This is a genomic window from Paraburkholderia sp. Cpub6, assembly GCF_014201065.1.
Lineage (GTDB): Bacteria > Pseudomonadota > Gammaproteobacteria > Burkholderiales > Burkholderiaceae > Paraburkholderia > Paraburkholderia tuberum.
In genome coordinates this window covers 1-26,190 of sequence record NZ_JACHDM010000008.1, presented here as the reverse complement: position 1 = coordinate 26,190, position 26,190 = coordinate 1, and the positions used below count along the sequence as shown (strand labels likewise).

18 protein-coding genes and 2 pseudogenes are annotated in these 26,190 nt (G+C 63.8%); 15 read left to right on the top strand and 5 right to left on the bottom strand.

Annotated elements, in window-relative coordinates; genetic code table 11:
* Window positions 1–131 precede the first annotated feature (131 nt).
* Window positions 132–764, top strand: a complete 633-nt coding sequence (locus tag HDG33_RS16090; RefSeq protein WP_184030114.1) for an isochorismatase family cysteine hydrolase — start codon at window positions 132–134, stop codon at window positions 762–764.
* Window positions 765–831: 67 nt separating this feature from the next.
* Here HDG33_RS16090 and HDG33_RS16085 read toward each other — a convergent pair whose 3' ends face one another.
* On the bottom strand, window positions 832–2,205 hold the full coding sequence (locus tag HDG33_RS16085) for a cytochrome-c peroxidase (protein ID WP_184030111.1): 1,374 nt from the start codon (window positions 2,203–2,205) through the stop codon (window positions 832–834).
* Window positions 2,206–2,271: 66 nt separating this feature from the next.
* On the bottom strand, window positions 2,272–4,779 hold the full coding sequence (locus HDG33_RS16080; RefSeq protein ID WP_260330439.1) for an alkaline phosphatase family protein: 2,508 nt from the start codon (window positions 4,777–4,779) through the stop codon (window positions 2,272–2,274).
* Between the two features lie 350 nt (window positions 4,780–5,129).
* On the opposite strand from HDG33_RS16080, the gene HDG33_RS16075 reads away from it, so the two are divergent.
* The 7 genes from HDG33_RS16075 (at window position 5,130) to HDG33_RS16045 (ending at window position 12,583) form a co-directional block, all read left to right on the top strand.
* On the top strand, window positions 5,130–5,642 hold the full coding sequence (locus HDG33_RS16075; protein WP_409259025.1) for a hypothetical protein: 513 nt from the start codon (window positions 5,130–5,132) through the stop codon (window positions 5,640–5,642).
* A 182-nt stretch (window positions 5,643–5,824) separates the two neighbouring features.
* Complete coding sequence (locus HDG33_RS16070) at window positions 5,825–6,670, top strand: AraC family transcriptional regulator (RefSeq protein WP_184030108.1); 846 nt, start codon at window positions 5,825–5,827, stop codon at window positions 6,668–6,670.
* Window positions 6,671–6,714: 44 nt separating this feature from the next.
* Complete coding sequence (locus tag HDG33_RS16065; protein WP_090807737.1) at window positions 6,715–7,122, top strand: DUF2000 domain-containing protein; 408 nt, start codon at window positions 6,715–6,717, stop codon at window positions 7,120–7,122.
* 551 nt (window positions 7,123–7,673) lie between these two features.
* Complete coding sequence (locus HDG33_RS16060) at window positions 7,674–9,065, top strand: class I SAM-dependent methyltransferase (RefSeq protein WP_184030105.1); 1,392 nt, start codon at window positions 7,674–7,676, stop codon at window positions 9,063–9,065.
* 22 nt (window positions 9,066–9,087) lie between these two features.
* On the top strand, window positions 9,088–10,443 hold the full coding sequence (locus HDG33_RS16055; RefSeq protein ID WP_184030102.1) for a sensor histidine kinase: 1,356 nt from the start codon (window positions 9,088–9,090) through the stop codon (window positions 10,441–10,443).
* Between the two features lie 8 nt (window positions 10,444–10,451).
* Window positions 10,452–11,576, top strand: a complete 1,125-nt coding sequence (locus HDG33_RS16050; RefSeq protein WP_184030099.1) for a hybrid sensor histidine kinase/response regulator — start codon at window positions 10,452–10,454, stop codon at window positions 11,574–11,576.
* Window positions 11,576–12,583: a response regulator gene (locus HDG33_RS16045; RefSeq protein ID WP_184030096.1), complete on the top strand. Its 1,008-nt coding sequence runs from the start codon at window positions 11,576–11,578 to the stop codon at window positions 12,581–12,583. Before HDG33_RS16050 ends, HDG33_RS16045 begins: the two co-directional genes overlap by 1 nt.
* 188 nt (window positions 12,584–12,771) lie before the next feature.
* Here the strand turns inward: HDG33_RS16045 and HDG33_RS16040 are convergent, their stop codons facing one another.
* Entirely contained in the window at window positions 12,772–13,662 is an 891-nt protein-coding gene (locus HDG33_RS16040; protein WP_184030092.1) for a 2OG-Fe(II) oxygenase, read from the bottom strand.
* 441 nt (window positions 13,663–14,103) lie between these two features.
* On the opposite strand from HDG33_RS16040, the gene HDG33_RS16035 reads away from it, so the two are divergent.
* From HDG33_RS16035 to HDG33_RS16010, 6 genes are read left to right on the top strand one after another with little or no spacing between them, the layout of a single operon-like run.
* Window positions 14,104–15,324 (top strand): efflux RND transporter periplasmic adaptor subunit, encoded by a 1,221-nt coding sequence (locus HDG33_RS16035; RefSeq protein ID WP_184030089.1) that lies wholly within the window; start codon window positions 14,104–14,106, stop codon window positions 15,322–15,324.
* 15 nt (window positions 15,325–15,339) lie between these two features.
* Window positions 15,340–18,495: an efflux RND transporter permease subunit gene (locus HDG33_RS16030; RefSeq protein WP_184030086.1), complete on the top strand. Its 3,156-nt coding sequence runs from the start codon at window positions 15,340–15,342 to the stop codon at window positions 18,493–18,495.
* The gene (locus tag HDG33_RS16025; RefSeq protein WP_184030083.1) at window positions 18,492–21,809 is read left to right on the top strand and encodes an efflux RND transporter permease subunit; all 3,318 of its coding nucleotides are present in this window, start codon (window positions 18,492–18,494) and stop codon (window positions 21,807–21,809) included. The genes HDG33_RS16030 and HDG33_RS16025 overlap by 4 nt, the downstream gene beginning before the upstream one ends.
* Window positions 21,806–23,440: an efflux transporter outer membrane subunit gene (locus HDG33_RS16020; RefSeq protein WP_184030080.1), complete on the top strand. Its 1,635-nt coding sequence runs from the start codon at window positions 21,806–21,808 to the stop codon at window positions 23,438–23,440. Before HDG33_RS16025 ends, HDG33_RS16020 begins: the two co-directional genes overlap by 4 nt.
* A 9-nt stretch (window positions 23,441–23,449) precedes the next feature.
* Window positions 23,450–24,076, top strand: a complete 627-nt coding sequence (locus HDG33_RS16015) for a chromate transporter (RefSeq protein WP_184030077.1) — start codon at window positions 23,450–23,452, stop codon at window positions 24,074–24,076.
* Between the two features lie 44 nt (window positions 24,077–24,120).
* Complete coding sequence (locus HDG33_RS16010; protein ID WP_184030074.1) at window positions 24,121–24,657, top strand: chromate transporter; 537 nt, start codon at window positions 24,121–24,123, stop codon at window positions 24,655–24,657.
* A gap of 91 nt (window positions 24,658–24,748) precedes the next feature.
* Here HDG33_RS16010 and HDG33_RS16005 read toward each other — a convergent pair.
* A pseudogene (locus tag HDG33_RS16005) lies at window positions 24,749–25,054 on the bottom strand (cyclic nucleotide-binding domain-containing protein); the annotation flags it as partial.
* A 49-nt stretch (window positions 25,055–25,103) separates the two neighbouring features.
* Window positions 25,104–25,643, bottom strand: coding sequence for a class I SAM-dependent methyltransferase (locus HDG33_RS16000; RefSeq protein WP_311548309.1), 540 nt, complete (start codon window positions 25,641–25,643; stop codon window positions 25,104–25,106).
* 12 nt (window positions 25,644–25,655) lie between these two features.
* On the opposite strand from HDG33_RS16000, the pseudogene HDG33_RS15995 reads away from it, so the two are divergent.
* A pseudogene (locus HDG33_RS15995) lies at window positions 25,656–25,970 on the top strand (galactose oxidase early set domain-containing protein); the annotation flags it as partial.
* Window positions 25,971–26,190 lie beyond the last annotated feature (220 nt).

The window sequence follows — 26,190 nt, the reverse complement described above, 5'->3', positions numbered from 1 at the left end:
GGGCCGTTGAAGTGGGGTATGCGTCCGGACGGAATCGATGATCGCCCGCGCGATGCGATGAAGTATGATTTCCACGGCATCGAAGCGGCTGCTCCGACAACAGGACGTGGAACCCGGAAGAAGGTGGCGTAATGACAACCAACGCAGGTTCTGACGGTATCGCGAACGACGGGCTCGGCGGCACGCGCACGAGTGCACGGATTCCGGCCATCGCACCATCGCGAACCGCGCTTGTTGTCATGCACTACCAGACCGACATTCTCGGACTCTTTCCGTCGGTCGCGCCCGCCTTGCTCGCCAATACGCGCAGCTTATGCGACGCGGCCCGGGCCAAAGGCGTGAGCGTCTATTTCGCCAACCTCAGGTTCAGTCCGGGCTATCCGGAAGTCAGCCCGTTGAACAGGAATGGGCAGGGAATCAAAAGTCTTGGCCTCTTCCTCGCAGACCGGACCGCGCCAGAGTTGGGCCAGCAGGCCAACGAACCGCTCGTCATCGCGCATCGTGCGAGCGTGTTCTTCGGCACCGATCTGGAGGCGAAGCTTTCCGGGCAAGGTATCGATTCGCTGATCATGGTCGGCATCGCGTCGACCGGAGTCGTGCTCTCCTCGGTCGCGTACGCCAGCGACGCGGACTTCCGCCTGTTTACGGTGAAGGACTGCTGCTACGACCCGGACCAGGTGGTCCACGAGCATCTGTTTTCTACCGCATTCGATTCACGCACAACGGTGCTGTCACTGGCGGATGCGCTACTGCTGCTCGCGTAGACCAATATCGCCAGCTCGATTACGTCTTTCCCCGGCGTTCCGTTGGTTTCGCTACGAACAAACCCCGCTATCGCACCAGCGCTTTCGGCCCGCCCGGCGTGACCGAATAGCCGTCGTCCAGCGTCTGCAGGAATGCGATGACGTCGCGAATCTCGGCCTCGTTCAGCGCGGGCTTGCCGCCGAGCTTCCGATCCATCGGCACATCCGCGAAGTCGACGTTGTTGCGATAGCGGCGCGGCAGATCGTCGAATTTGTCGACCTTGCCGTTGGCCCCCTTCGGATACCACTTTGCCGGATTGGTATCGCGCTCGACATAGAAGCGCATCACGTCCTCGAGCTTATGAAAGCGGCCGTTGTGGAAAAACACCGAGCGCGTCGCAACGTTGCGCAGCGTCGGTGACTTGAACATGCCGCAGAAGCCGGTTTCCTTCGCCAGATCAGAGCGATAGGGGCCGCACAGGCCAAGGTCGAAATACGTCGGATCGCGATTGGCCGGAATGTCCGGGTTGCGCGGCACCCCGAGCGCAATGAACGAAAAATCGGCGAATTGCGCCGGCCGTCCGCCGGGCCCCGGCGCGTCCAGATGGCATTTTGCGCAATTGCCCTTGTCGGGGTTGTTGAACAGCGCGTAGCCGCGCAGTTCCTGCGCCGTGAAGTCCGCATTGCCCGACATCGCCGCATCGAACTTGCTCGTGTACGGATGGAAGCTCATGTCTTCGGTCTGAAACGCTTCGAGTGCTTCGCCGATGTGCGCGAATGCCTTGTCCGTCTGCGAGAAGACCTGGGCGCCGAAGACCTTTCTGAAGGTGTCGGCATAAGCGCTGTGCCGCAGCTTCGCGACGACTTCGGCCGCGCTGCGGTTGGCCATCTCGTTCGGATTGAGCAGCGGCATCGACGCCTGATCGTGCAACGATGCGGCGGCGCCGTCGCGCATGAAGCCGCCCGTCGGTCCTTCGTCCTCGGTATCTTCCGAGGCGGGCGTATAGAAGTGCCGGCTGAACAACGGCGTGAAGCTCAGATAGCGCAGCGACGGCACCGAACGCGTACCCGGCTGGCGCATGTCGGCGCCGCCCAGTTGCACGGCAAGGCCGTTCGGTGGACCGTAGGCGTGCTCGGGACTATGGCAGCTCGCGCATGACATCTTTCCCGAGGCCGATAGCGACGCGTCGAAGAATATCTGTTTGCCAAGTTCGGCCCGCTGGCTCAACGCGGCAGCGCTCGCGGGGTAGCGAACCCATCTTTGCACCGAGACTTTGGCGGCCGCCTTGGGCACCGCTTTCGATGCCGCGGCAAAGCCGCCCGCGGCGGCCGTCAGTCCATTGCTCGACGGCGCTTGTGCCGTGGCTGAAAAGCTCGCACCCAGCGTGAAGGCGGCGAAGGCGGCAATCGTTGCAGCGCCCAATCCACTCGCCACTTTGAAGCAATCTCGAATCATCTGCATGCGTGCGTCGTTTCAACGGAAGACGGTGGAGCGAAGGCCCCACCGTTTTTTCGATGCTCTCGTCGATCAGAAATTGAACATCGCCATCAGGTCGCCGATCGAAGTCGTGTTGATCGGCAGATACGGGCTTTGCGTCGAGGTGACCGGATTCGGCAGACGGTCGCGGCTACGCGTCGACAGCGGCTGCAGGCGCCAGTTGCGTTCGATGAATTTGAGCACCGACGCATGATCGTAGTACGTGTGGTCGACCATCCCCTTGCGGGCATACGGCGACACCACGAGCATCGGAATGCGCGGACCGTCGCCGAAGAAATCGAGGTTCTGGATCGCGCCGGTGTCGAAGTGGCCGCCGCCTTCGTCGGTGGTGATCAGGATCGCCGTATGCGCCCACAGCGTCGGATTGGCCTGAACGTTGGCGATCACGGTCTTCAGGAACGCCTCATAGGTGGCCGGTGCCGAATAGCCGGGGTGACCGCTGTCGAGGTTCTTCGGCACGACGAACGACACCGCGGGCAGCGTGCTGTTCTTGATGTCGTTGGCGAACGTCGTCAGATCGGTCAGGTTCGCCTTCAGCGCGGGCGTGCCCATCACCTTGCTCGACGCGACCAGCGGGTCGCCGATGACGTTGTACTGCGCCGACTGTGCAAGCGCCGCCGCCTGCGCCGCCGGCAACCCGTCCGCGAGTTCCAGCAGCTGGGTTTCAGCTGCAAGGTCGCTGGTGGTGCGCCCGCCCGTATACCACTTCCACGACACGCCCTTGGCGGCCAGCGCCTCGGCGATGGTGGGCACGGTCTGCGGCGGGTAGTTGTAGTTGTTCGGACCGATCGGCTGGACGTTGCCGTTCAGGTCATAACCGGGGTTGTAGTTGTTGACGAGATAGTACTTGCCCGCGTCGCAATTGCTTGCGACCTTCTTCGCGGCGAGGAAATTGAGAATGGCTGACACGCCGGCCTGGCTCGCATCGGAACAGTTCACGTAGGAGCCGCCTTCGTAGCCGTCCTGCGTGTAGAAGTTCGCCGTTTGCGCCATCGGGTCAGGATTTTCGATCTGGTTGGCCGGCGGCGTTGCGACCGTGCCGGCCGTGTTGAAGTACGGCTCGTCGGCCGTCGCGATCGAGAAGAAGTTCGCGCCGGTGCCGCCCATGATCGACTGGTGATAGTTGTCGCTGACCGCGTAGGTTTGCGCGAGTGACTGGAGATACGGCGCATCGCCGGTCGACATGTTCATGAAGCCCATCAGTTCGCCGCCCTGCGACGGATTCTGCGGCGTGATGCCGGTCGTATCGCCGCCCTGGCCGACCGTGGTGGCCACCCACGTGAACATGTCGTGCTTGCTGTTGTCGCCGCCGGTTTGCTGCCACATCTGGAAGAAGCGATGGACCGGGTCGCCGGTCATCGCGTAGAGCGTCAGCAAGGGCGCGACGGCCGTGACCTGCTGCGCGTACGGTACGTACCTGGTGATCTGGAACGGGCCGTTAGGCAGCGTGGCCGGAAAGCGCGTGTCGGCCGTGCCGCCGCCGGTCGTGAAGGTCTGGAGGTTTTCGATGCCGATCTGTTCCGGCTGCGGCAGAGTCGCGTATGCCGCGCCGCGCGTCGGGTTGATCGTGTAGGCCGTTTGCGTCGTGCCCTGGTTCTGGGCGGCCTGCGCGAAGTTCGGACCCGGCGTGCCGTCCGCGTTGATGATGCCTTCCGACAGCAGGTTCTTGACCGTCTGGCCGTCCGGCGCGACATAGCCGCCGAACAGGCCGTCGAAAGTCTGGTTCTCGCCGACCACGACGATGACGTGCTGAATCGGCGTCGTGGTCGCGCTGTTGCTCAACGCGAGCGCCGAGCTCACGGCGGCGGCCGGCATCGCGCCGGAGACCGCGCCCGTGGGCGGGATCGAAACCTGCGCGCGGCTGGCGTCGACACCGGCGGCGACCGTGCCGGCGTGCACCGTGAAGCGCGCGATATCGAACAGGTTGTCGAGCGGGTTACTCGCATTCGCCTGATAGGGCGTGCCGATCGGGTCCGCGACGATATTGGCCGGCACGTTGAACGCGCTGAACAGTGGCTGCAACGCGCCCGCGACGGCCGCGTCGGCCTGGGCGATGCTGCTCGCGGAGATCTTCGCCGACGCGATCTGCGCGCTGGTCGGCGCGCCATTGGGCACGATCCCCAGCACGCGCTGCGTGAGCAGCGACGTCAGCGGATTCAGATTGGCGACCACGGACACGGCCGCACCCGACGACGCGGGCGCGGGATCGATGACCGCGGACAGGGTGGCCGGCGTGCCGTCCGCATCGTTGAATGGCGCGGTCAGAACGAACGGCGCCTTGCCCGTCATCGACACGGTGAACTTGCCGGTCGCGTCGGTGAGGCTCGACTGCGTGCTCTTCCCGTCGCTGTCCGTCACCGTGACGGTGACGCCGACGATGGGCGCGCCGGCGGCGGCGATGCCCGTCGCGGTGACGCTGGTGCTGGTATTCGCGCTGGCACTCGAGCCGGTGGCGGGCGAGCTGACATTGTCGGGGCCGCAAGCGGCGAGCGAAAGCATGACTCCCAAACCGGCGAGTGTCGAGGCGCTTCTTTTCATGGTCGTTGGGTCGTGTGGGTTATCGGTCGTCGTTTTTTTTCTGTGCCGCAAGACTCAAGACCGCTCGACGTCGCGGGCCTGGCTGGCGCCGCGATCTTCCCAACGCCATATGACAAGGCCGTGATGACATCCCGCGGCTCGATCGATGGTTCTCTCTAATTTGCTACGACGGCGCGGTCGATATGGCTCGACCGGCGACGCCCTGCTTGTGCAAGCGGGCCGACCTCCTGCATGCGAGCATGATTCACGACTCGTGCATGCCGTATTGGGCGATCACGATGAGTTACTCGCCACATCGGCATATGATTTGCTGGCTGATACTGGAAGAGAACCCAACCGGATGACAAAACGTGGCGTCGAAAACAACGGGCATCGCCCCGCTCCAGATGTTCGAAAGCGTCGTCATCCGGTTGTACGACGGCGGCGTCCTGGCGCCGGCCGTGCTCGAACGTGTGATCGGCGCCTTCGCGCAAGCGGATGTCGACTGGCATGACACGGTGCAGGGCCGCTCCGTCGACGGTCGTTCACTGCACGAAATCGTCGCGCTGACGATGCTGCCGGGACAACCTGTCCGATCGGCATCGGCATCGTTCATGACCGTGATCGAACACATCGCGGGCGTCGCGCCGGATACGGACGAGAAAGCAGCGCAGCCAAACACCGCGCGACGCAAAAAAACCGCGCCGCCCGTGGATGAAACGGAAGTGGAGTCGGAGTCCGAATCGCAAGAACTGCTTGCGCAATTGTCGGGCGACGGACGATCCAGCAAGCGCCGCCGCGCGACCGAACAGGATCGGCCGGCGGGTTCGCGCGGCTATAACCCGTTCGTCAACGCACGGCCTCCGCGTTCGAAGAAGCCGTGACGCTGGTTGCCTTCGTCGACAGGAACGCTCGTTGGCAACGTCGTTCTGGTCGGCGACGGGCGGTTGAGTTGCACTGACATCGTGAGGACGTCTCGCCGACGGGGGCGTTGGCCCGACCCGATTCCCCCGCTGCCGTACACTGTCCGCTGGCCGCATTGCCCGCTGCCCGCCAGCTCCAACCCATGCCCACTTCACTCAGTCCCGCCAACTGGCTAATCGCCCGCCGCGATGCCGAAACCGGCATCGAGAGCCTGCGCGCGCATTTCGGCGGCCACGCCTACGATCCGCACGATCACGACGACATGTTGATCGGCTATACGGAGCAGGGCGTGCAACGCTTCCAGTGTCATCGGTCGTTGCACACGAGCGTGCCGGGCCGCGCGATCCTGATCGAGCCCGGCGCGCTGCACGACGGTCACGCGCCAGAGGCGGCCGGCTTCACCTACGCGATGCTGTATCTGCCGCAAGCCTGGGTCGAGCGCGCGGCGCGGCGGCTCGATCTGCCGGGACTGGCCGGCGTCGAGGCGGCGTTCGGCCATACGCTGGTCGACGACCGTGCGCTCATCGATGCGATCGGCCGGGCCTTCGCCGCGATTTACGGCAACGAGGGCCGGCTCGCGCGCGACCAGACGCTGGATCGTCTGCTGCTGCAACTCGGTGCCCAGCTGCGCGATGCGCCGCTGACCGGCGACCCCGCCGCGTCACCCGCGATCACGCGGGTGCGCGATCTGTTGCACGAACACATGGACGGCAATCTCGGACTCGACGAACTCGCCGAAGTTGCCGGCATCGACCGGTTCAGGTTGACGCGTCTGTTTCGGCGCGCGTTCGGCACCTCGCCGCATGCGTATCTGGTGCGCTTGCGCCTGCGCGCCGCGCGGCGCCTGCTCGCGACCGGCCGCACGCCCGCGCAGGTCGCCGCCGAAGTCGGCTTCGCGGATCAGAGCCATCTCGGCCGCTGGTTTCGTCGGGCGTACCGCATGACGCCGGCGGCGTACCGGCAGATGTGCACAAACGTTCCAGACTGATCGCGCGGCATCGTCGATCATGAGCGGCTCAACGAGGAGTCGTCATGTTCGATACCAAAGTGGCGCTGATCGTGCGCAGCGATCTCGCGGTCTGGCAGAAGCTCAATGTGGTCGCGTTTCTCGCGACCGGTGTCGCGGCCGCGGCGCCCGATGCGCTGGGCGAGCCCTACGAGGATGCCGCCGGGCACCGCTACGGCCGCATGCTCGGCCAGCCGATGATGGTGTTCGCCGCCGACCGGTTCGGTCTGCAGGGCGCGCATCGGCAGGCGCTGTCGCGCGAGCTCGGAATCGTGCCGTATGTGCACGCGATGTTTTCGACGGGGCATGACGCGGCGAATCGCGCAGTCTTTCGCGCCGAGGACGCGGCGAATCTCGATCTCGTCGGTCTCGCACTGCACGGACCGAAGAAAGCCGTCGATAAGGCCGTGAAAGGTTTGGCCTTGCACGAATGAGTCAACGAGTGCGCGAGTCGCTCGATTGTCGACGGTATTCGCGCCGAACTCTAAAAGAAAAACGTTTGCCGCGCCGGACGCGAATTGCGTTAAAACAAAAAAGGCTTATTCGGCGAATGCACGGGGCATATCCAAAGGGCATAGATCAGAAAGGCACAAGTAACGCACCCCCTCAATAGCGGATCGTGCCGCCATCGTGGCAATGCGATTGCAAGTCGTTGTCGAGAAACGAATTGTCGGCGATTGCACCCGCGCGCTCGCCAACTCGTTTCAAATGGTTCTTTGCAAAAACGGCTTTCTACAGCACGGACATGCTCGCAAGAAATCCTTGCATATACGTTTCATCCTGAATTTGACCTCAGTCAGAATTGAACGTGTTGATGTTACACTGCAAGCCGCTGGAGCCATTCTGGCAAAGGGCTTTGGTGTTTCCAGCTCAAAGTGGTTTGAAACGCGTCCACGACTTGTCGCCGGTGTCGTGCGTGCGGCAGCCATTCACAGGACTTCTCCAACACCCTGCTGCGTTCCCGGATTCCTCAGGTACTAATACCGTGTACTCTCAAACGCAAATCGACCCGGTGATCAGCTTCCGCAACTCGCAGCGCGAGCACGTGCGTGGGACGATCATTAACCTCCAGAGAAAGTCTTTGGTCATGGAGGTCTATAACCCCTATTCCATCGTGCAGGTCAGCGAGGTGTTAAGCGAGCTGAGCGTGCGCATGGGCACCAAGAATGCCTATCTCGGCAAGGCGGTGGTGGTGAGTCTGGTGAACACCGGTCTGACCGCGGTGGTTTCGCTGGCACTCATCGACGAATGGCGCGAGCTTAGCGTTCTGCCCAATGAAGCGAAGTCGGTCGGCCGGGAAGCAGAACTCTTTATCAGCGACTGGGACGCGCGCTTCAATATCCGGCGCGACTATCAGATCGTCGTGAACGAGATGCGCGCATTCCTGTCGGAAGTGTCGCGCTGGGTCGAGCAGGTCGACCTGACCGAGAGCTTGCCGAAGACCGAAGAAGGCAGGCTGCGCGAGGACCTGTTCTACGAGCTCGCCACGCCGATCATGCTCAAGATCAAGTTCTTCCTCGACCGCCTGGAGGAAGAGGCCGAGCGCGTCGACGCCGAGACCGCACCCGTGCATCGCACGTATGCGCAAGCGGCACTGCATCCGTTGCTGCTGCGCGCGCCATTCGTCTACCGCACGTTCACCAAGCCGCTCGGCTATGCCGGCGACTACGAGATGGTCAACCAGATCCTCAGCGATCCGCAGCAGGGACCGACCACATACTTCCAGATCGTCAATACCGCGTTCCTGCACGCGGCGGTCGCGACCGCGCACCGCAACCGCATCACGCTGCTGATCGACTTTCTGACGCGTCAGGCCGAAGCGGCGCGCGCTGCCGGCAGGCCGTTCCGCATCCTCAACGTCGGTTGCGGGCCCGCTTTCGAGATCCAGCGCTTCGTGCGCGAATATCCGCATCCGGAGCTGCTGTCGTTCGAGCTGGTCGACTTCAGCGAGGAAACGCTGGCGTTTACGAAGGACGCGATCGAAAGCTCGGCGAATGCCGCGGGCCATAAAGCCTCGGTGCAAATGGTGCATCAGTCGGTGCACGATCTGCTCAAGCGTAAAATTTCAACGGACCCCTCCGCGCGCGAATTCGACGCGGTGTACTGCGCGGGTCTGTTCGACTATCTGTCGGACAAGGTCTGCGCGCGTCTCCTGAGTTACTTCGCCGCTCGCACGCGAGCTGGCGGCCAGTTGCTGGTCACCAACGTCCATTCGGCGAATCCGGAGAAGTACGGGATGGAGCATCTGCTCGAGTGGTATCTGATTTATCGGAACGAAAGCGGCATGAGCTCGCTGCTTCCCGCCAACTCCACTGACCAGAAGCTCTACGTCGACGAGACCGGGGTGAATGTGTTCGCGGAAGCCACGATCCTCTGAAACCGTGTCGACATCCCTGTTCATGACTACCAGTCCCCTGCAGAGCGGCTATCAAACCGAGCTGGCCGACTTTCGCGTCACGTTCAGCCGGGGCGGCGCGTGCACAGCGATTGCGCTCGTGCTGCTCGGCGTGGGGCTGGATTACGCGCAGTATCCGCAGTATCAGACGTCGTTCGCGCTCGCGCGCCTGCTCGTGTCGTTGATGATCGGCGGTATCATCGCCTTGCTCGACACCAGCATGGGGCGGCGGCTTACTCCATGGCTGACGCTGTCCTGGCTGCTGCTGCCGCAGGCGATGATTTCATGGATGATCTGGCGCACCGATGGTGTTCTGTCGCCCTACTACATGGGCCTGAATCTGGCCATCTTCGCGTCCGGCATTGCGTTGCCATTCGGTCTGTGGCAAAACCTCGTGTTCGGCGTGCTGTCCTGCTTTCTGTATCTGCTGGCCTGCCTGTTGCCTCCGCATGACGGCGTGCCGCTCGGCACGATGACCGTCAATGTTCTGCTCCTTCTGTTCGCCGCTGCCGCAAGTGCCGTCTACACGTTTTTCAACGAACGCGTGCGCTTCATGCTGTTTCGCCTGAAGGCCGAGGTGTCCGAGAAAAACGCGGAGGTCTCCGCGAAGAACGCCGAACTCGAAGTGATCAATCGGCAGTTGCTCGACATCAAGGGCCAACTGCTGCAGCAGGAAAAAATGGCGGCGATCGGTACGCTCGCCGCCGGCCTGCTGCATGAAGTGAACAATCCGGTGAACTTCTGTCTGATGGCAATCGAGGTTGCGCTGGAAGAGCCGATCGCGAAGAAGGAGCCGACGCTGCAGGAATGTCTGGTCGATGCGCGGCAGGGCATGCAGCGGATCCAGCACATCGTGTCGGACCTGAAGACGTTCGCGTATCGCAAGCCCGGCGCCGAGGCGGAGTTGGGCACGCCGTTCCTGTTCGAAAAGGCGCTCGATTCGGCGATCCGGCTCGTCGGCCATGAATTGCGCGGCGTCACCGTCACGCGCGAACTGCCCGCGGATACGCTGGTGCAGGGCGACGAGGCGGCCATCATCGGCGTGCTGATCAACCTGCTGTCGAATGCGGTGCTGGCGATGCGCAAGGCGGGCACGCCCGCGCCGGCGATTCACGTCAACGTCAGATGGACCGAAGACCGCCTGCATGTGACGGTAAAAGACAACGGGCCGGGCATCGCGCCGGAGCATATCGCGCGCGTGTTCGAGCCATTTTTTACCACCCGCGAAGTGGGACAGGGCCTGGGCCTCGGGCTGTCGATCAGCTATGCGGTGATCGAGCGTCATGGCGGCCTGCTGTTTGCTGAGAGCGAGCAGGGAAGTTGGGCTTCATTCAGTTTCGATCTGTCGCCCGCACCCTGAGAAATGCCATGAATGACATCCGACAGACACAGCCCACTCTTCTCTACGTCGATGACGAAGAGTTGGCCTGTAAATATTTCGCGCGCACCGTAGGTGCCGATTACGAGGTCCTGCTCGCGACGAGCAGCGACGAGGCGATCGCTATCCTCGAGCAGGACAACGCCCGCATCGCGGTGCTGGTCACGGACTTCCGCATGCCGGGGCGTGACGGTGGCGACCTGCTGCGCCAGGTGGCGCTGGAATATCCGCACATCGTGCGGATTCTGGTCACGGCTTACGCAGACGTCGAGATGTTATTGCAGACGGTCAACACCGGCGAGGTGTTCCGCATCCTCGAAAAGCCGCTGAAGCTGGCGGCAGTGCGCGATACGCTGCAACTGGCGTTTGATCGTTACCACGAACGCGCGATGCAGAATCAGCGCCTGATTGCCATCGACGAAACCCTGGCGTTCATCGCGCACGAACTGAACACGCCGCTCGCGGCGATCGCGTTGAACGCGCACAGCATCGAAGATCGCATCGACGCTGAGCGCGATGCGGAAGGCGAAATTCTCGGCGCCGCGAAATCGATGCGCGAGAGCGCGCAGTACTGCATGGCGGTGGTGTCGTCCTTCTGGCGCTCGGTGCACAACGGGCGGCGCCGGCAACTGGAGGGCGACGAGGCGCGCATCGAGAGTACCGCGCATGGGCTGATCTCGGCGTTGCTCGATACGTATCCGTTTACGACCGCGCAGCGCTCGTGGGTGCAGGTCGACGTCGACAGCGACTTTGCCGTGCTCACGCAGCCGAATTGCGTGGCGCTCGTGCTGTCGTCGCTGTTGTCCAACGCGTTGCGCGCGCTCGCGGATGTGCCGTCGCCGTCGGTGCGCTTTACCGTGACAACGGAACCCCACCCGAGCATCGGCATCTGCGACAACGGGCCGGGAATTCCGCCCGAAATCAAAGACCGCCTGTTGACGGACCCAATAACAACGCACGCGAAATCCGGGGGGAACGGCTTGGGCCTGATTCTATGCAACCGTGTCATGCAGTCCTGTGGCGGCGGACTCAGGATCGAGTCCACGTCGGAGGGAGGCACCACCGTAGTGCTGGATTTCCCCCATATCAAAGGTCAAACGCACAGGAGTTGTTGATGAACGAAGCAAAAGCCACAGAGGAGTTGGCGCCGGCGATCATCTTCGTCGATGACGAAGCTACCGCCGTAAAGTACTTCCAGCGTGCCATCGGAAGCCTGGCGCCGGTCCTGACTGGCGGCTCGGTGGAAGAGGGCAAGGCGCTGCTCGACGAGCACGGCGACAGGGTGGGGGTGCTGGTCTCCGACCAGCGTATGCCGGGCGAGTTCGGCAACGAGCTGCTGCGCTATGCGAGCGAGCGCTTTCCGCATGTCGTGCGGATTCTGACCACCGCGTATTCGGAAATCGATCAGACCGTCGCGGCCGTCAACCTCGGTCATATCCATCGCTACATCAAGAAGCCTTGGGACATCACGGCGCTGCGCATGGAGCTGAAGCAGGCGCTCGAGCTGGCCGAGCTGCGCAAGGAGCGCGACACGCTGGTGCGCGAGAAGCTGGGCGTGCTGCAAAAGCAGGTGGTCGCCACTCGCATCGGTCTGGTGCGTTCGCTGTCGGCCACGCTGATCGGGCCCGAGCGCTTTCAGCCGGTCGAGACATATCTCGCCGCAGCGGTACTCGCCGACGTGCCGAACTCCGAGCCGGACTGGCTGCTGCAGGACTACTCCGATCTGATCGCGGCCGAGAGTGCCCGCAGCGGCGCGTTCGGTCATACGGTGGCCGCGCACCTCGCCACGCTGCGTAACCGTCACGGCAGCGCGAGCGTGACTGCGAGCGACGCACTGACGGCGCTGACCGGGGTATTTTCCGAGGCAGGCATCAATGTGCGCCGCGAAGGCGATGGTCTCGTGTGCGACCAGCCGGCCACACTCGCGGAGTTTCTCGCGGAGCCGGGCAACAACGCGGTGTCGAGCGGGCACGCGGTATGGCTGGCGAGCCTTCTGTGGCTCGACGGCAATGACGTTGCACTGCAGCCGGCAAGTGAAGGCAATGCGATCGCGTTCCGGCCGGCGCAGCGCGGTAGCGAGTTCGCCGCCGATCGCCTCGCCACGTGGATCGAGCAGTTCTGATGAGCTTGCTTCGAGGGCGCGGCGTCTGACGCGCCACTACTCGCACTGGCTTCGCGCTGCAACCCGCCTCGGCTAGCAGCGCGAAGCTGACAACGGCTCGCGCGAGTCGTTCGAATGTTTTTCCGCGCGCGCGGACAGACAGCACGCTCTTTTCACCTCGACAAGCGTTGCCTGTCAGGCCTGACTTCTCAAGCCTGAACGCGCGGCGCGAAGCGCCGCGTCCGAATCCACTTGGTAGCCACCCACTTGTCGCCCGTGCGCAGCGGCGTGCTCGCGTGCAGCGAGCTCGGATCGCACAGCCCGTAGCGGTTGCCGTATTCGAAGTAGAGCGCATGCCCGCGCTGCGGCGCGACCGACCAGCCAAGCTGCGGAAACACCGTCTCACCGCCGCCGTCCACATCTTTCAGATACATCAGCAGCGTGCCCATGCGCTGGCCGCTGCGCGCGATCGACTCGCGATTCGTTTCGTTGCTCGTCATCAGATAGTCGACGTGCGGCGTCGACTCCGCGCCTTCCTCATAGTGCAGCATTTGCAGGCCTTCGCCGTTCTCGACCGGGGTTGCCGTGAGTTCCGCGATGCGCGCCTCGATGCGCGCGATCAACGGCGTCTCGCCCAAACGGAAAAACATCCCGTGACTGCTGCGATGACCGGCGATCACATCGCGGCCGGTCACTGGATCGACGACGGCCGACCGGTCGAGCCGCGGCTGTGCGAGCGCGATCAGCTGCTCGCATTCATCGGCACTCAGGAAATTGGCGATGTGCACGGCGGCCGGTCGTTGCAGCCGCGACAACACGCGCACCTTGCGCTCGCCGAGTTGGATCAGCGGAGCGTCGGGCACGCGCAGCGGCTCGGGCTGGTAGCTGAGCGGCGCGCTGCCGACTTCGAGCTTGTCGCCGGGCAGCGCCATACCGTACAGGAACGCCGATGCGACCGCATCGACCATCGCCGACGCGAGCTCGGCCGCGTTGTCGCGGCTCACCAGTTCGTTGACGATCGCTTGGGGCGCGACGCCGCGCGAAAGGTTGGCGGCGATCCAGTCGCGGACTTCGGCTGGGAAATTGACGGTGATGGACATCGGGGCGAGGTTGTGGGGTGTCGTGACAGTCGCGGCGCGCGCGACGCTGGCTCGCGATGGTAGCGGACGATTGTGACGATTCTGGACGCACGGCCCGGTTGTCAGTTGGCTGTCGTCTGTTACCGCATATTGCGATGTCCCGCCGGGCCCATAACTCTGCCCATGCGGGTGTCCGCCCCCACGTGCCGCCCGATCGATGCCCCGGACTCTTCCACTGGCCAACATGTTGCACCCCTGTAACTCAAGGCCGGCGCAAGCCGGTTACATTCACGCATGCCCGTATTCAAGCCCTCATTCCAATTCCTTACGTCTTCATAACAACGCGTCCGGAGGCGTTCGACTGATGACAACGCGCGTGAACCATGGCACTTTTGCGCAGTCCCGTCAGCGGACGAGCTTCCAACCGAGTATCAACACCCATATCCGTTCCCGGAGATCAACATGAGCGAAACCGTGTCCCCGCCGCCAAAGCGCTCCCGACGCGGGCTCATCATCTTCGCGGTTGTCGTGCTCGTGCTGGTCGCGCTCGTCGTGGTTCATCTGATGACGCGCAAGAAGCCGGTGCGCGAGAACGCGGCGATCGTCGTCACCGTCGCGCAGGCGACGCTCGGTTCGATGCCGGTCACGCTGAGCGAGCTCGGCACCGTCACGCCGATCGCAACCGTGACCGTGCTGCCGCAGCTGAGCGGCTATCTGACCGAAGTCGGCTATCACGAAGGCCAGGAGGTGCAAAAAGGCCAGTTCCTCGCGCAGATCGATCCGCGCCAGTATCAGATCAGCAAGCAGCAGGCAGAAGCGACGCTCGCGAAAGACCGCGCGTCGCTCGCGCAGGCGCGCGCCGATCTCGAGCGCTATACGCAGTTGAACGAACGCAAGTCGATCGCGCAGCAAACCTTCGCGGATCAGCAATTCCTCGTGCAGCAGGACGAAGCGGCGGTGAAGGTCGACCTCGCCAACATCGCCCAATTCGATCTCGACCTCGCCTATTGCCGCATCACCGCGCCGATCGCGGGCAAGGTCGGCTTGCGGCTCGTCGATCCGGGCAACTACGTGACCGCGTCGTCGTCGACGGGCATCGTCGTCATCACGACCGAGAAGCCGACCACGGTGCAGTTCACGGTGCCGCAGGATTCGCTCGCGCCGATCGTGCAGCGTCTGGCCACCGGCGCGAAGCTGCCGGTCACCGCGTATTCGAGCGATAACTCGCGCGAGATCGCGACCGGCACGCTGTACGCGGTCAGCAACCAGATGGCCACCGCGACCGGCACCGTCACCTTGCGCGCGACCTTCGCGAACGACGACGAAACGCTGTTCCCGAACGAGTTCGTCAACGTGAAGCTGCTCGTCGACACGATGCAGAACGCGGTGCTCGTGCCGACCGCCGCGGTACAGTCCGGCGCGCCGGGCGACTTCGTCTATCTGGTCAATCCGGACAGCACGGTGTCCGTGCACAAGGTCAAGCTCGGACCGAGCGACGGCAAGAACACGGTGATCGTGTCGGGACTCGCGGCCGGCAACCAGGTCGTGACGGACGGCATGGATCGTCTGAACGACGGCGCGAAGATCCAGCCGGCGCATCCGAAGTCCGCCGCCGCGGCGAGCGGCACGTCCGCAACCGGCCCGAAGGCGCCCGCCGCCGCGTCCGAAGCCGCCTCGTCGTAACGGACCCCCGCGCCGATGAACATTTCCCGCCTGTTCATTCTTCGCCCGGTCGCGACGCTGCTGCTGATGATCGCGCTCGTGCTCGTCGGTCTGATCGCGATGCGCGTGCTGCCGGTGTCGTCGCTGCCGAACGTCGACTATCCGACGATTCAGGTGCAGACCTTTTATCCGGGCGCGAGCCCGACGGTGATGGCGACCACCGTGACCGCGCCGCTCGAGGTGCAGCTCGGCGAGATTCCGGGCCTGCAGCAGATGACCTCGTACAGTTCTGACGGGGCGTCGGTGATCACGCTGCAGTTCGATCTGTCGCTGAACCTCGACATCGCCGAGCAGAACGTGCAGCAGGCGATCAACGCGGCGAACAGCTATCTGCCGTCTGGCTTGCCGGCACCGCCGACCTACGCAAAGGTCAATCCCGCCGACCAGCCTATTCTGACGCTCGCGGTCACCTCGAAGTCGATGTCGCTGACGCAACTGGAGGACGTCGCGAACAACCGCCTCGGCACGAAGATCTCGGAAGTGGCGGGCGTCGGCGTCGTGACGACGAGCGGCGGCAACGTGCCCGCGATCCGCGTCGAAGCCGACCCGCACAAGCTCGCCGCCTACGGTCTGAACATCGACGATCTGCGCACGCTGCTGAGCTATGTCAACGTGAGCCAGCCGAAGGGCAATTTCGACGGCCCCGATCTCGACTACACGATCAACGGCAATGATCAGATCACCGATCCGAAGGACTACCTCGACACCGTAATCGCTTACCAGAACGGCTCGCCCGTATTCATGCGCGACGTCGCGCGCGTGAGCCAGGCCGCCCAGGACGTCGAGCGCGGCGCCTGGTACAACGGCTCGCCCGCGATCGTGCTGAACGTGCAGCGCCAGCCGGGCGCCAACGTGATCCAGACGGTCAACCAGATCATGAAGGAGCTGCCGCAGCTCGAATCGACGCTGCCGGCCGGCATGAAAGTGACCGTGGTGTCGGACAGCACCGGCGTGATCCGCGCGTCGGTCGCGGACGCCGCGTTCGAACTGATTCTCGCGATCGTGCTGGTGGTCGCGGTGATCTTCGTGTTCCTGCGCAACGTGCCCGCCACGCTGATTCCGAGCATCTCGGTGCCGGTCTCGCTGATCGGCACGCTCGCGGTGATGTACCAGCTCAACTACTCGATCGACAACCTGTCGCTGATGGCGTTGATCATCGCGACCGGCTTCGTGGTCGACGACTCGATCGTGATGATCGAGAACATCGTGCGCTATCTGGAAGAGGGCATGTCGCCGCTCGAAGCCGCCCTCGAAGGCGCGGGGCAGATCGGCTTCACGATCCTGTCGCTGACTATTTCGCTGATCGCGGTGCTGATTCCGCTGTTGTTCATGGGCGGCGTGATCGGGCGGCTGTTCAGCGAGTTCGCGGTGACGCTCGCGGTCACGATCGTGATTTCGGCGGTCGTGTCGCTGACAGTGGTGCCGATGCTGTGCGCGCGGATGCTGCGCGCGCAGGCCGAGCGCCATCCGAGCCGCTTCGAGCGCATCAGCGAGGGCCTGTTCGACAAGACGCTCGCCGCCTACGAGCGCGGCCTGCGCTGGGTGCTCGATCATCAGACGCTGACGCTGATGGTCGCGATCGCCACCGTGGTGCTGACCGGCATCCTGTATGTGGTGATTCCGAAGGGACTGTTTCCGGTGCAGGACGTCGGCGTGATCCAGGGCATCAGCGTCGCCGACAACTCGGTGTCGTACGCGGCGATGGTGCAGCGCCAGAGCGCGCTCGCCGAGGCGATCCTGAAGGACCCGGACGTGGTCTCGCTGACGTCGTACGTGGGCATCGACGGCACCAATGCGACGCTGAACAACGGACGCTTCCTGATCAATCTGCGCGAGCGCGACCAGCGCTCGGACACCGCCCAGGAAATCGCGCGCCGGCTTGCGCAGGAAGTCGCGCACGTGCCCGGCGTGAAGCTGTTCATGCAGCCCGAGCAGGACCTGACGCTCGACACGACCGTGTCGCCGAACCAGTACAGCTTCGTGTTGCGCGGACCGAGCCAGCAGGCCTTCCAGAAGTACGTGCCGGAACTCGTCGCGCGCCTGAAGCAGATTCCGTCGCTGTCGGACGTGCAGAGCGATCTCAATAGCGACGGCCTCAGCGTGAACGTCGAAGTGAACCGGCAACTGGCCGCGCGCTTCGGCATCACGCCCGCGACGATCGACAACGCGTTGTACGACGCGCTCGGCCAGCGCATCGTGTCGACGATCTTCGAGCAGTCGGCCCAGTACCGCGTCATTCTGGTCGCGAAGCCGGAAACGATGCCGACCGTGCAGTCGATCGGCAATCTGTATCTGCCGAGCCAGACCAGCAGCACGGGTCAGGTGCCGCTTTCCGGCATCGCGAAGATCCAGATCGCGAAGGCGCCGCTCGTGATCAGCCATCTCGCGCAGTTTCCGTCGGTGACGGTGTCGTTCAATCTCGCCAAGGGCGCATCGTTGAGCACCGCGGTCAAGGAGATTCACCAGGCCGAGCAGTCGATCGACCTGCCGCCGTCGATCACGTCGTCGCTGCAAGGCGCGACCGCGGCGTTCGAGGATTCGCTCTCCAGCGAGGTCTATCTGCTGATCGCGGCGCTCGTTGCCGTGTATATCGTGCTCGGCGTGCTGTACGAGAGCTTCATCCATCCGGTCACGATCCTGTCGACGCTGCCGTCGGCCGGTATCGGCGCGCTGCTCTCGCTGATGCTCGCGGGTATGGATCTCGACGTGATCGGCATCATCGGCATCGTGCTCTTGATCGGCATCGTCAAGAAGAACGCGATCATGATGGTCGACTTCGCGCTCGATGCCGAACGCAATCATGGCAAGGCGCCGCGCGATGCGATCTTCGAAGCGTCGCTGCTGCGTTTCCGGCCGATCCTGATGACGACGTTCGCCGCGATGCTCGGCGCACTGCCGATGCTGCTCGGCACCGGCACCGGTTCGGAACTGCGCCGGCCGCTCGGTCTCGCGATCATCGGCGGCCTGACGCTGAGCCAGGTGCTGACGCTGTTCACGACGCCGGTGATCTATCTGTTCTTCGACCGTATGGCCACGCGTGTGAACCGCTGGCGCGCCGAGCGCGCCAGGCGCAACGGCGGCGACAAGCCGGGCGGGCGTCCGCCGGAAGGCGGCGCGGAGGGCACGCGGTGAATATCCCGGCGATCTTCATCCGGCGGCCGGTCGCGACGACGCTGCTCGCGATCGCGATCCTGATCTCCGGCACGCTCGCGTATTTCCGCATGCCGGTCGCGCCGCTGCCGAACATCGCGTTTCCGGTGATCGTCGTGCAGGCGAACATGGCCGGCGCGAGCCCGAACATCATGGCGTCGACGGTAGCCGAGCCGCTCGAGCGGCGGCTCGCAACCATCGCCGACGTGGCGGAGCTGACCTCGATCAGCTATGTCGGCTCGTCGTTGATCATCGTCGAGTTCGGCCTGAAGCGCGACATCAACGGCGCCGCGCGCGACGTCGAGGCGGCGATCCAGGCCGCGCGCGCCGATCTGCCCACCACCTTGCGCAGCAATCCGAGCTACCGCCAGTACAACCCGGCCGACGCGCCGATCATGGTGCTGTCGCTGACCTCGGACACGCTGACCAAAGCGCAGCTCTACGACTCCGCCGATTCGGTGATCCAGCAGCAGCTGTCGCAGGTGCAGGGCGTCGGCCAGATCACGCTCGGCGGCGGCGCGTTGCCGAGCGTGCGCGTCGAGTTGCAGCCGGGCAAGCTCAATAGCTACGGGATCGGCATGGAAGACGTGCGCGCGGCGATCAGTGCGGCCAATGCCGATAGCGCGAAGGGGCATATCGACGTCGGCGATCAGCGCTACGTGGTCACGTCGAACGATCAGATCACGCACGCGGCGCCGTATCGCGATCTGGTGGTCGCGTATCGCGACGGCGCGCCGGTGCAGTTGCGCGACATCGCCCAGGTGCGCGACTCGAACGAAAACATCCGCAACGCGGGGCTCTTCAACGGCAAGTCGGCGATTCTCGTGATCGTCTATCCGATGCCGGGCAGCAACGTGGTCAACACCGTGCAGCAGATACGCAACGTGCTGCCGGCGATCGAAGCGACGTTGCCGAGCAGCGTGCACGTCGATGTCGCGATCGATCGCTCGCAGTCGGTCACCTCGTCGGTCAGCGATACCGAGCGCACGCTGTTCATCGCGGTGCTGCTGGTGGTCGGCGTCGTGTTCATCTTCCTGCAGTCGCCGCGCGCGACGCTGATACCGGCGGTCGCGTTGCCGCTGTCGATCGTCGGTACCTTCGGGCCGATGTATCTGCTCGGCTATAGCATCGACAATCTGTCGCTGATGGCGCTGACCATCGGCACCGGCTTCGTCGTCGACGACGCGGTCGTCGTGCTCGAAAACGTCGTGCGGTACATGGAGCAGGGGTTGAGTCCGAAAGAGGCCGCGCTGAAGGGTGCGGGCGAAGTCGGCTTCACGGTGATCTCGATGAGCCTGTCGCTGATCGCCGTGTTTCTGCCGATCATCCTGTTTCCGGGCATCGTCGGACTGATGTTCCATGAGTTCGCGATCACGCTGTCGATCGCGATCCTGATTTCGCTGGTGATCTCGCTGACGGTCACGCCCGCGATGTGCGCGTACGTGCTGAGCCGCGACAACGCAGGTCATTCGAAAGCGCGTTGGGCGCGGTGGATCGAGCGGCAGTTCGATCGCTTCAAGGACGTCTACGCACGCACGCTGACGGCCGTGCTCGATCATTCGCTGCTGGTGATCCTGCTGCTGTTCGCGCTGCTGGTCGGCAACGTGTTCATGCTGAAGCTGGTGCCGGCCACCTTCTTCCCCGAGCAGGACACCGGCATCGTGATCGGGCAGATCATCGCCGACCAGAGCATTTCGTTCACGGCGATGCAGAAGAAGCTCGCGCAGTTGCAGTCGATCGTGCAAAGGGATCCGGCGGTGCAGTCCGTCGCGGGCTTTACCGGCGGGCGCGCGCTCAATACCGCCAACGTGTTCATCGAGCTGAAGCCGCTGTCGCAGCGGCACGCAACGGCCACCCAGGTCGTCAACCGGCTGCGGCCGAAGCTCGACGAAGTGTCGGGCGCGCGGCTCTTTCTGCAGGCGCAGCAGGATTTGCGCATCGGCGGGCGGCAATCGGCGGCCGAGTACCAGTACACGCTGACGAGCGACGATTCCGCCGCGCTGTTTGCGTGGACGCCGAAGCTCGTCGCCGCATTGTCGAAGGAGCGCGGGCGGCTGCTCGACGTGAACTCCGACTTGCAGCAGAACGGCCTGCAGACCTACCTGACGATCAATCGCGCGACCGCCGCGCGCTACGGCTTTGCGCCGAACCAGATCGACAACGTGCTGTACGACGCGTTCGGCCAGCGCACCGTGTCGACGATCTACAACCCGCTGAACCAGTACTTCGTCGTGATGGAGGTCGCGCCAGAGTACTGGCAGTATCCAGAGACGCTGAACCGGATCTATCTGAGCACGTCCGCCGGCAATCCGACCGGCACGGCCGCGACACGGATGCCGCGCGGCACGGTGTCGGCGGCGACGACTACCGCGACCACGACCGGCACGTCGTCGAACACGAACTCGCGCAACTCGGACGCGCAGTCGAACGCGACCAACAACAGCATCGCCAACAGCAAGGGCGGCAGTTCGACCGGTAGCGCGGACAGCACGGCTGCCGAAACGATGGTGCCGCTGTCGGTGCTGACCTCGTATAGGAACAGCCATACGTCGACGCAGGTGAACCACCAGAGCGGGCTCGTCGCCGCGACGATCTCGTTCAACCTGCCGGCCGGCGGGTCGCTGAGCCAGGCGGGCGCGGCGATCAACGAAACGATCCGCGAGATCGGCATGCCCGCGAGCATCCACGGCTCGTTCGCGGGCGCGGCGGCGGCCTATTCGCAGTCGATGGGCGTGGTGCCGCTGCTGATTCTCGCGGCGCTCGGCGTCGTCTACATCGTGCTCGGCGTGCTGTACGAGAGCTCGATCCACCCGCTGACGATTCTGTCGACGCTGCCGTCCGCGGGCATCGGCGCGACGCTCGCGCTGCTGATCTTCGGCACGCCGTTCTCGGTGATCGCGATGATCGGCATCATCCTGCTGATCGGTATCGTCAAGAAGAACGGCATCATGATGGTCGACGTCGCGATCCAGTTGCAGCGCCAGCAACAGATGCCCGCGCGCGACGCAATCCACGCGGCCGCGCTGATCCGTCTGCGGCCGATCATGATGACGACGTTCGCGGCCGTGCTCGGCGCGGTGCCGCTCGCGGTCGGCATGGGCCAGGGCGGCTCGCTGCGCCAGCCGCTCGGTATCACGGTGATGGGCGGGCTGATCCTGAGCCAGATGTTTACGCTCTATACGACGCCGGTGATTTATCTGTATCTCGACCGTCTGCGTGCACGGCTGGTCAGATGGTCCGCGGGGCTGCGCTGGAACCGCGACGCGAAGCCGGGACAAGCGGATACGAAGGCATGACGATGAAGATTTCGACTGAACGAATGACAGGGTCTCGCGCCGGGTTGCCGAGCATCGCGACGCTCGCCGTCGCGCTGCTGGCGCTGTTCAACGCCGGCTGCATGGTCGGCCCGGACTATCACCGGCCGCAGGTCAGCGTGCCCGCCACGTACTCGGAACTGCCGGGCTGGACCCAGGCCGAGCCGAATGCGACCGGCCCGAAGGGCACATGGTGGAGCGCGTTCAACGATCCGTTGATCGACGAACTCGAACCGCTCGTCGCGGTGTCGAACCAGACCGTGCGCGTGGACTACGCGAACTACCAGCAAGCGCTCGCCGAAGTGCGCGCCGCGCACGCGGCCCTGTTTCCGACCATCGGCGCTACCGGTTCGGCGACGCGCGAACGCGCGAGCGGCGGTTCGGTCAGTGCCTCGGGAAGCTTCGTCAATGGTACGGCGGCGCGCATCGTCAATTCGGGTTCGCTGGAAGGCAACGTGAGCTGGGCGCCGGACCTGTGGGGCCAGGTGCGCCGCACCGTCGAGGAAAACGCCGCGAGTGCGCAGTCGAGCGAAGCGACGCTCGCGAATGCGACGCTCTCCGAGCAGGTCGCGCTCGCGACCGCGATCATCGAGCTGCGCACCAGCGACGCGAACATCGACCTGCTGCAGCAAACGGTCGTCGCGTATCAGCACTATCTCGACGTCGTCACCGAGCAGGATCGCGCGGGCACGATTCCGCCGAGCGACGTGATCACCGCGCGCAGCCAGTTGAATACCGCGAAGTCCGATCTGATCGCGCTCGGCGTCGCGCGCGCGCAGAACGCGCATGCGATCGCGGTGCTGGTCGGCAAGAACCCGGAAGAGCTGTCGATCACGCATAGCACCGCGATGCCGGCGCTGCCGTCGGCGCCGGTCGGCGTGCCGTCGACGCTGCTCGAACGCCGCCCCGACATCGCCGCCGCCGAGCGCAAGATGGCCGCGCAGAATGCGGCGATCGGCGTCGAGGTGGCCGCGTATTACCCGGACATCTCGCTGTCGGCCGTGGCCGGATTCACGCAGTCGCCGCTGTCCGGTTTGCTGAAGGCCGCGAACTACGTGTGGTCGCTCGGCGGCAGCGCGACCGAGACGCTGTTCGACGGCGGCCTGCGCTGCGCGGATGTCGACGCGGCGAAGGCGGCCTACGACGCGGCCGTTGCCAACTATCGAGGCACGGTGCTGGGCGCGTTCCAGAACGTCGAGGACGATCTGTCCGGCCTGCGCATTCTCGCCGAGCAGGCGCTCGTGCTCGAAACGGCGGTGCGCGACGCGGACCGTGGCGCGGAGATCGCGTTCAACGAATACCAGGCGGGCACCGTCGATTACACGACGGTCGCGATTGCGCAAGCGACGCAATTGACGACGCGGCAGACCGCGCTGAACGTGCAGGAATCGCGCTTGCTGCACGCGGCGTCGTTGTTTGGCGATCTGGGCGGCGGGTGGTCGACCGATGAGCTGCATGATCCGCGGCATCCGGCGGCGGCTTCTTCGGCTGCCAAGGCACCTTCTTCGGCTTCCTCGCCTTCGGCTGCGTCTGCTTCATCGGCTACGTCATCGGCGACGTCTGCGGCTATCATGCCGGGCGCGCGGCAAGTGCGGCACGATCAAAACGACTAAGGACGAGCATTGGCCAAAGGCATCCACGGGCAAGACGTCAGCGACCCGGTATCGACACCCGAAGACGACGCGCCACACCTCTCACCACCGCCGCGCGAAGTGACCTCCCTCGGCCTCTTTCTGATCTTCGCCCGCATCGGTCTGACGAGTTTCGGCGGCGGACTGAGCGGCTGGTTCATGCGCGAGTTCGTGCACGACCGCCGCTGGATGAGCGAAGACGAATTTCTCAACGGCCTCGCGTTGTCGCAGGCGCTGCCCGGTGTCAACGTGAAGAATCTGGCGATCTGGATCGGCTACCGGCTGCTCGGCTGGCGCGGCGCTGTTGCGGGATTCTGCGGCATCATCTTTCCGGCGGCCGTCGTGATCATTCTGCTCGGCGCGTTCTTCTCGGCGATCGCATCGTTTCCGCTCACGCATATCGCGCTCGCTGGCGCCGCGGCCGGCGCGATCGGGCTGTCGCTGTCGATGGCGATCACCGCCGCACGCCGGCTGCCGCGTCGCGTGTTTCCGTATCTGGTGCTGCTCGCGACGTTCGCGGCTGCGGCGGTGTTTCGCGTATCGCTGGTGTGGACCGTGCTGATCGCCGGCGCGTTGAGCGTCGGCTATGAATACGTGCGCGAGGCGCGCCAGCCCTGATCGCCCTGGATCGCCGTTAGTCAAATTCCGGAAAAGCTTTCGTCGTGTCTCGAACTCTCATCACTCTGTTTTCCGTTTTCGCGCCGCTATCGATCGTGACCGTCGGCGGCGGCCAGGGGATCATCGCCGAAGTGCAGCGCCAGGTCGTCGACGTCCATCACTGGATGACCCATGCGCAATTCCTCAGCGACTTCGCGATCGCGCGGCTCGCGCCTGGTCCGGGCTCGCTGCTCGCGACGCTGATCGGCTATCAGGTCGGTGGCCTCGGCGGCGCGCTCGTTGCGACCGTCGCGCTATTCGGGCCGACCGCGTTTCTGATGTACGGCGTCGTGCACGTGTGGAACCGGCACGAAGGCGCGCGTTGGCTGAACGCGTTGCAGGCCGGCTTGCGGCCCGTGGCCGCCGGGCTGATTCTTGCGGCCGTTTATGTGCTGATCAAGGAACTCGAAGGTGGCTGGGTCGCGTGGCTCACCGCGGCGATTGCGACCGTGCTCGTGATGGGGACGCGTATCAATGCGTTGGTGCTGATCGCGGGCGGGGCGATTGTGTTTGTGCTCGTGCATTTTGCGGGGTTGTTATAGGGCGCGGGGCGGGCGGTCTTATCGTGGCGGTACGTCGTCGGTACGCAAAGTGAGTAAGGTACGGAAGCGGCCACGACGCGCAAACCGCTGACAACGCCGCACGCAGTGCCTCGTCGACGACGGCAAGTCGAGCCGCGATGATCTTGACGAGAAACCGATGAGACTGTTGCGCGGCCGCCGGATCCTGTTGTTCGAGTCCTATGAGAGGGGTTGTCGACAAGCGGCGAACCCGCGTCGGCGTCTCGGCGATCACGTCCACACTGCGCTGTTGCAGCGTGTAGACCGCCATTTCACCGACAACCGTCCCCGGTCCGAACGAGCGCAGCCGGACCGAGCGTCCATCGTCGAGCGGAAACGAGACCTCGACACGTCCGCACTCGATGAAATACAACGCGTCAGGACTAAAAAAACGGTTCAACTCGATGAAGCGGTTGTTCGTCTGGTGGTCATGCCGGTGCTTTTATCACAACGGCCGCCTGCTCGTGCTTTGCGTTGTACCCAATATATTCATATTTGAGATGGTGCGTCTCCAGAAACTCATGAAACGCCTTTATTTCCCCCTCCTTCCACCCTGGGTAATTAAAGTATTCATCGAAGACGATTACGCATCCCGGCTTTAATTTTTCCCCAAGATTGTCGAAGATGGTCTTCGTGGATGAATAGAGGTCACAATCTATATGCAGGAAAGCGACCGCTTTTGATTGGCTTTTGACAAAATCGGGCAGCGTTTTATCAAACCATCCTTTGATTAGCACGACATTTTTTGAAACTTTTGGCAGTCTGTCGACCTTAAAGAATCCCTGGCCATATCCATCTCTCCAACGCTCGGGAAGGCCCTCAACAGAGTCAAAACCGTAGACTTCGGTATTTACGTGACTCGCAATATAATTGATCGATCTTCCGCTAAACACTCCGAATTCGCAAATCAAACCGTCACCTTTCACCAAAGATAGCCCTTTGGAGGGCAATTCATTTGACGATGTCACTGAATCTACTCCAATGCGGACGGTTCGCCAGCATCACGCCCCACGATCTTGTCGGCGCCTTCCAACGCAAGTCTGGGTTCGTCGATCTCAGTGAGCACTGATAGAGCGGTCAGCGCTTTTTCGATGATGCGCCTATCGTCGGCAACGCATTCGCTCAACAACGAGCAGCGACGTGTTCCGTTAAGCTTTGGCGCGAGCAAAAAACCAGGCCAGTATGAGCTGCAGATTCCGGGCGATTCCGGAGTCGCAGTGCCCGGCTATTACATGTTATTCGCGCTCGACGCGAACGGCGTACCGAGCGTCTCGACCACGATTCGAATCCATTGATGACGCGCGCCTCGAATCGGGCCGCCTTCAAGATATACGTGGTGGCGGCCATATTTCTGGTTGCGGTCGAACCCGCGGCAAATGGCGTCGATTCGTCCCGATCCATCGAACTGGGACGTGAGATCTTTAGACAGTATGACTCCCGTGAGGCAAAGGCTGGCCCGCCGTGAGGAATCAAACGCGGGTTAGCATTGCTGCCAGAGCCGCACGGTGTGGACAG

Bases quoted from the DNA above. Each gene is read 5' to 3' on its own strand.
- HDG33_RS16035 (WP_184030089.1), top strand. From the start codon at position 14,104: ATGAGCGAAACCGTGTCCCCGCCGCCAAAGCGCTCCCGACGCGGGCTC.
- HDG33_RS16085 (WP_184030111.1), bottom strand. From the start codon at position 2,205: ATGCAGATGATTCGAGATTGCTTCAAAGTGGCGAGTGGATTGGGCGCT.
- HDG33_RS16020 (WP_184030080.1), top strand. From the start codon at position 21,806: ATGACGATGAAGATTTCGACTGAACGAATGACAGGGTCTCGCGCCGGG.
- HDG33_RS16045 (WP_184030096.1), top strand. From the start codon at position 11,576: ATGAACGAAGCAAAAGCCACAGAGGAGTTGGCGCCGGCGATCATCTTC.
- HDG33_RS16055 (WP_184030102.1), top strand. From the start codon at position 9,088: ATGACTACCAGTCCCCTGCAGAGCGGCTATCAAACCGAGCTGGCCGAC.
- HDG33_RS16080 (WP_260330439.1), bottom strand. From the start codon at position 4,779: ATGAAAAGAAGCGCCTCGACACTCGCCGGTTTGGGAGTCATGCTTTCG.
- HDG33_RS16040 (WP_184030092.1), bottom strand. From the start codon at position 13,662: ATGTCCATCACCGTCAATTTCCCAGCCGAAGTCCGCGACTGGATCGCC.
- HDG33_RS16065 (WP_090807737.1), top strand. From the start codon at position 6,715: ATGTTCGATACCAAAGTGGCGCTGATCGTGCGCAGCGATCTCGCGGTC.
- HDG33_RS16050 (WP_184030099.1), top strand. From the start codon at position 10,452: ATGAATGACATCCGACAGACACAGCCCACTCTTCTCTACGTCGATGAC.
- HDG33_RS16070 (WP_184030108.1), top strand. From the start codon at position 5,825: ATGCCCACTTCACTCAGTCCCGCCAACTGGCTAATCGCCCGCCGCGAT.
- HDG33_RS16030 (WP_184030086.1), top strand. From the start codon at position 15,340: ATGAACATTTCCCGCCTGTTCATTCTTCGCCCGGTCGCGACGCTGCTG.
- HDG33_RS16090 (WP_184030114.1), top strand. From the start codon at position 132: ATGACAACCAACGCAGGTTCTGACGGTATCGCGAACGACGGGCTCGGC.